This is a genomic window from Streptomyces prasinopilosus (assembly GCF_001419695.1).
Lineage (GTDB): Bacteria > Actinomycetota > Actinomycetes > Streptomycetales > Streptomycetaceae > Streptomyces > Streptomyces prasinopilosus.
In genome coordinates, this window is record NZ_LIRG01000492.1 from 1 (window position 1) to 5565 (window position 5565).

At 69.0% G+C, this 5565-nt stretch carries 4 protein-coding genes; 1 reads left to right on the top strand and 3 read right to left on the bottom strand.

Annotation, left to right across the window (positions count from 1 at the left end; all coding sequences use genetic code 11):
• Positions 1-297 precede the first annotated feature (297 nt).
• Positions 298-1386, top strand: a complete 1089-nt coding sequence (gene ychF, locus AOK18_RS20315) for a redox-regulated ATPase YchF (RefSeq protein WP_055571338.1) — start codon at positions 298-300, stop codon at positions 1384-1386.
• 243 nt (positions 1387-1629) lie between these two features.
• Here ychF and AOK18_RS20320 read toward each other — a convergent pair whose 3' ends face one another.
• The 3 genes from AOK18_RS20320 to AOK18_RS20330 form a co-directional block, all read right to left on the bottom strand.
• Complete coding sequence (locus AOK18_RS20320) at positions 1630-2961, bottom strand: hypothetical protein (RefSeq protein ID WP_055695297.1); 1332 nt, start codon at positions 2959-2961, stop codon at positions 1630-1632.
• On the bottom strand, positions 2958-4955 hold the full coding sequence (locus AOK18_RS20325) for a hypothetical protein (RefSeq protein WP_055695298.1): 1998 nt from the start codon (positions 4953-4955) through the stop codon (positions 2958-2960). Before AOK18_RS20325 ends, AOK18_RS20320 begins: the two co-directional genes overlap by 4 nt.
• Positions 4952-5565 (bottom strand): hypothetical protein (locus tag AOK18_RS20330; protein ID WP_055695299.1); only part of this gene is annotated, 614 nt, incomplete at its 5' end. The genes AOK18_RS20330 and AOK18_RS20325, both read right to left, overlap by 4 nt.

Consider the following 5565-nt stretch of genomic DNA (forward strand, 5'->3'; position numbering starts at 1 on the left):
GCCCCCGGGGGCCCGCCCCGCCTGCGGGGGCAGTGGAGGCCGGGGTGGCACGGGCGGCCGGGCCGGCCGGTCGCGTCGCGGTCCGTACTGGGCAGGTCGCGTGCTGTGTTGCTCCACTGGACCAACTTAGGTCTGTTTATGTGCCGAATGGGCCGACGGACACGCCGGGGAGCGAGAGCTGTCCATGCGTTCGATTTGCGGACGGGGTGTGGAACGGGCACGCCGTAGACTGGTGGATCGGCCCACGCGCCCGTCGGCCGGTCCCCGCCCCCATCCTCACGTACGGGAAGTCGCAACGTGTCGCTCACGATCGGAATCGTCGGCCTGCCGAATGTCGGCAAGTCGACCCTGTTCAACGCCCTGACCAAGAACGACGTGCTGGCGGCCAACTACCCGTTCGCCACCATCGAGCCGAACGTCGGCGTGGTCGGTGTCCCCGACGCCCGGCTGGCGAAGCTCGCGGAGATCTTCGGCTCCCAGCGGATCCTCCCGGCCACGGTCGACTTCGTCGACATCGCGGGCATCGTCCGCGGCGCCAGCGAGGGCGAGGGCCTCGGCAACAAGTTCCTGGCGAACATCCGCGAATCCGACGCGATCTGCCAGGTCATCCGCGCCTTCCAGGACGAGAACGTCGTCCACGTCGACGGCAGGGTCTCGCCGAAGGACGACATCGAGACGATCAACACCGAGCTGATCCTCGCCGACCTCCAGACCATCGAGAAGGTCCTGCCGCGCCTGCAGAAGGAGTCGCGGATCAAGAAGGACATCGCGCCCAAGGTCAAGGCGGTCGAGGAGGCCAAGGAGATCCTGGAGAAGGGCGACACGCTCTTCACGCACGGCATCGTCCAGGGCAGCGAGCGCGCCGAGCTCCTGCACGACCTGCACCTGCTCACCACCAAGCCGTTCCTCTACGTCTTCAACGTCGACGAGGACGAACTGACCGACGAGGACTTCAAGAACGAGCAGCGCGCCCTGGTCGCCCCCGCCGAGGCGATCTTCCTCAACGCCAAGCTCGAGGCGGACCTCGCCGAGCTGGACGAGGAGGACGCCATGGAGCTCCTGGAGTCGGTCGGCGCCGAGGAGCCCGGCCTCGCCACCCTCGCCCGCGTCGGCTTCAACACCCTCGGCCTGCAGACGTACCTGACCGCGGGCCCGAAGGAGACCCGCGCCTGGACCATCAAGCGCGGCGCCACCGCCCCCGAGGCCGCCGGAGTCATCCACACCGACTTCCAGAAGGGCTTCATCAAGGCCGAGGTCATCTCCTTCGAGGACCTGGTCGAGACCGGCTCGGTCGCCGAGGCCCGCGCCAAGGGCAAGGCCCGCATGGAGGGCAAGGACTACGTCATGCGCGACGGCGACGTGGTGGAGTTCCGGTTCAACGTGTGATCGCAGCGTTACTGCAAGTCAGGCCCTTCGTTGTGTTCGCGGAGGACAGGGGGACCGGCTTTCAGGGAGCCGGCCCTCTGCTGTTTCCCGTGCTGGGACGGTGCCGGGAATCCTGCTCCTCGGACCTCTGTCTTCGCATCGCCGTTTCTCGTGGCTGTGCGCAAGGGGACTGGGGGCGGGTGGACGCTCCCCTGCCGCGGTGTGCGGCGAAGGGGAGCCTCGGAGAGCCGACCGTCTACCGGATCAGACCCTGTTCTCGTCGTCCTCGTCCCATGGGCCGGGTTCGGCGGGCCGGTGCGGGCTGTGAGACAGGTCCCAGAAGTGCGGAGACGGAGTATCTTCCTCGCCCGTCTCCCACCGACCCCGACCCCGGTCCTCGGTGTTTGCGCTGCCCCCCGCCGTCCTCGGTGTGAACGTGCTCGCACCAGCGGCCACGTCCGGGTCGGTGAACGGCGGTCCCTCGGGGGCCGGTGAGGGGGGCGGCCAAGGGCTCCCCTCGCCCGAAGGGTCGTCCTCCGGGCTCTCGTCGGGCGCCAGGCCAAAGGCATGCCTGATCTCGTCGGCGGCCTCGTCCAGCCCCTCTGTTTTCAAGAACCTCATCACGCGGTGCGCGAGCACCGTGTACCCGTCCATGTCCGGCTTCAGGCCCGCCTCCGTCAGCAACAGGCGCAGTCGATCCGAGACCCCTACTTCCTCCTCGCGGTCGAACACCCCTCCTCCGTGGTCGTCCCCGTCCCACAGCGGGCCCCCGACGGTCGCTTCGTTCCGTGCGCCCACGGGCGGGACGAGCAGGTGGCGAAAGAGCTCGGGCACTTCCTCGTCGTTGGCCGCCGCCGTCACCTGGGCGAGCGGGCCGATCATGTCCACCGCCTTCTCGATTTCGTTCTCGTGGCGGGCGAGCCACCACACCACCGCGCTGCCCGCGCTCTTGAGCACGTCGTCACCGAGGTAACGCCGCTTGTTGCGCTCGTGCTGACGTTCGTACTCCCAGATCTCCTCGTCCTTGCGAAGATCGTTCAGCTTCTGCAGGCGTTCGCGGTCGGCTGGGGCGAGGGTCAGCGTCACATCGGCCGCCATGGCCTTCACCCGCCCGCTCAGATCCGGGAGCAGGAGGCCCAGCTGCCCCTCCAAGAGGTACCGTGCGAAGCTCGCCCGGCCGGGTTCCTCGTGACGGACGACCTCCAGGGCTCGGCTGACGACCGAGGACACGGCGAGGGCTGAGGAGGTGCTGTCGGCGTGGCCGGCGTGGTCGGGGACCGGCCTCCACCACACGGTGGCGGAGAAGAGGAAGTCGTAACCGTCCGTCGCGCTCGGCAGCGCCGCGTCGACCACCCGTGCCTCCTGGTACGGCTGCTCTGTCGGCACCGCGGGCGGCTCGGGCTCCCCGGACTCGTACGGGTCGGCGGGCGTGCGGCCACCGCTGAGGACCGTCATCACGAGCAGCAGGGAACCGGAGACCGTGACCATGGACATAAATCCCCACAACCATGCCGACCAGTCCAGAAAGTGTCCGAGCACAGCTGGTGCGAGGCCGCAGAGAGCGACGAACAGCAGGCTGGGAGAACGGTGTTTCATCGTTCCTCTTCCGTGGTCCGGGGTTCGGCGCCCGCACGCTCCGTCTCCGGGCGGGCGTACTGCGCTTGGTCGATGTGCCGCCAGAAGAGGGCGGCGACGGCCGCCCGGGACGGGTGGCGCGCAGACCGTGCCCAGCCGCAGGCGATGACGTAGAGGCGGTGGAGGGCGGCAGTGCGGCCGTGCGTCGCCCTGACCATCACGTTCAGCGCCATCTCTTGCGTTCGGTCGTCCGCCACGGCGTCCAGCCAGCTGTTCACCAGCGGGTTCCAGAGTTCCGTCGGCGGTTGCGAGAACACCGTCTTCCAGCCCAGGAACAGGTCCGGCCAACGGGGTGGGTCCGGCGCTCGGTCACTCCGCAACAGCTCTGCGAGCAGGTGGAGATGGGAATGTGCCCCGGGTTGTTCCTGACGTGCCCGGTCCCGCAGGCGGTCGATCAGCAGTCGGTAGAGCCGACGGTCACGGCCGGCAAGGTCGAGAAGCGCTTCCCGGGCCCCGTGTGCTGCCCCCTCCCTCCGTACGGCGAGGTGGTGGAGGCGCACCACTGCTTGATCTGGGTGCGTCGCGCCGAGGCTCTGGTGACAGGCGGTTGTCAGGACACGGGCCAGGCCGTCGGACAAGGAGCCGGACCTCGTGACGCACTCGTATATCCGCCTGCGGAACCAACCCCCGAACTCTTCGTGGCGGAGACCGAGTTCGAGAGCTGTCGCGGCTCGCGGATCGCCGGACGCTCTGGCCGCGTCGTTCGCCCAGCGCACCATGAGGTCGAAGAGGTCGTCGGGCCGCCGGACGGCCAGAGACCGATCGCCGAAGCGGACGACGACGTCCACCTGGTCGTCGGTGGTCAGGCCGTCCAGCTCGGCGGCAGAGCCGATCCAGTCCCTGAGGCGGTTGCGTACCCCGGGGAAGTTCGCCCAGAAGTACGTCTGCACCGCGTCGGCGTAGGCTAGCCGCTCGAAGCGGAGCCGTCCGTCCGGGGCCCGTTCGATCCCGAGCGCTTTCAACCGCTCCCCGAAGTCCGTCTGCGCAAACTCGGAGGTCACCTCCTCCTTGTACCCCACCTCCTTCAACAGGCATTGCCATGCCTCGTAAACGGTGTCGGCGCGAGCTCCCTCGAACACTGCCGCCGCGAGCAGCAGGGCCCGCTCGGGTGCGGTGCGGACCGCGACCATCTGCTGACCCACCTCACCGGCACGGTCGGTCACCGCGTGTATCGCCTGGTCGAGCCATCCCGCGAAGTCGGATCCGAACCGGCCACTGTCGCGGGCGGCCTTCACCAGCCCCGCGAGCCGCGCCAGTTCCCGCATGGGGGAGCGGTCACACAGGCGCTGGAGGTCGGCGCTCCGCAGATCCGCAGGGTGGAAGGCCATCCGGTCCATGCGGAGGTACCGGGTGACGACAGCGACGCCCCGGGGGCGCTCCAGCTTCACCCTGTGCGGTTCGAAGTCCGGCGCATGGGCGTGCTCCATGACCGACGGCAGGACGACGACCATGTGGGCCCCCGCCTCCTGGACCTTGGACTGGTGCACGGCCAGACGGTGCTGGGCCCTGGTGTACTCCTCTTCGTCGGTGATTCCGGAGAGGTCGAGAAGGAAGCGGTCCCCCTCACCGGGGGTGAGTGGCTTGTCGTTCCTGTTCTCGTCCGTGGCCGTGGCGGGAAGCTCCTCGACCCGGACCCTTTCCTCGTCGGTGCTCCTGTCCTCACCGAACCCGTGCAGCAGCATGATCGCCGCGGCACGGCGGCCGCTGCCGGGCGGTCCCTCCAGCAGCACCACCGACCCCGGTTTCTCCAAGTGGTCGGCGGCGATGCGGTAGCCCCTGGGGGGAACGAACCGGTTGGCCAGGCGCACCCGGTCCTCGCGGGCGATCCGGAGGGACCCGACCCCTTTGCGGGTCATCCAGTCAGTGGCGGCGCCGTAGAAGACGTACTGGTGCCCCTCGCCGTTGTTCACCGGGCCGCGCGGATCGTTGACGGTGACGCGGTCCTGCTCGGTCATCGCCCGTCGTCCGAGCGCCGGCGCTCGCGCTCGAAGCGCTGGTGGACCGTACCGCTGTTGTCGCCGGCGGTGAACTGGACCCCGGTGTTGTCGCCCTCGAAGTGAGGTGCGTTGTACTGGTGGCCCCGGCCGGTGTTCACAGGCCCCTGCGGCTCGTTGACGAAGGTGCCGGACAGGTTTCCGTTGAGGTTTCCGATGCCGCCGCGCACGCGCTGTTCGACGTCACGCGTCCGCATCCTGATGTGCCCGGTGTCCCGGGCCGACTTCTCGCGTGACTTCGCCTCCGTCCGCTCCCTTGCCGCACGGTCGTCGCGGTCCACCCTGCTCAGCTCGGGCAGCAGCCGGGCGAGGGTGTCCCCGAGCGTCGTCAGGTCCGATTCGGCGTTGCGATGGTCGAACCGTCTGTACTGGAAGTCTGCCAGCTCCAGCAGATCGTCAGGAAGGACGGTGCGGTCGATCCGCGTTGCCTTTCCGACGAGCACGGGGATCACCAGGATCCCGCGGTCGAGCGCGGTCTGGATCTCGCGACGGGTCCAGTCCTGTTCGGCTTCGAGCGCGGGGCGGCCGTCGGTCCCCCTTACCTCCGCCCAGCGCTCGAAGCCGAACAGGA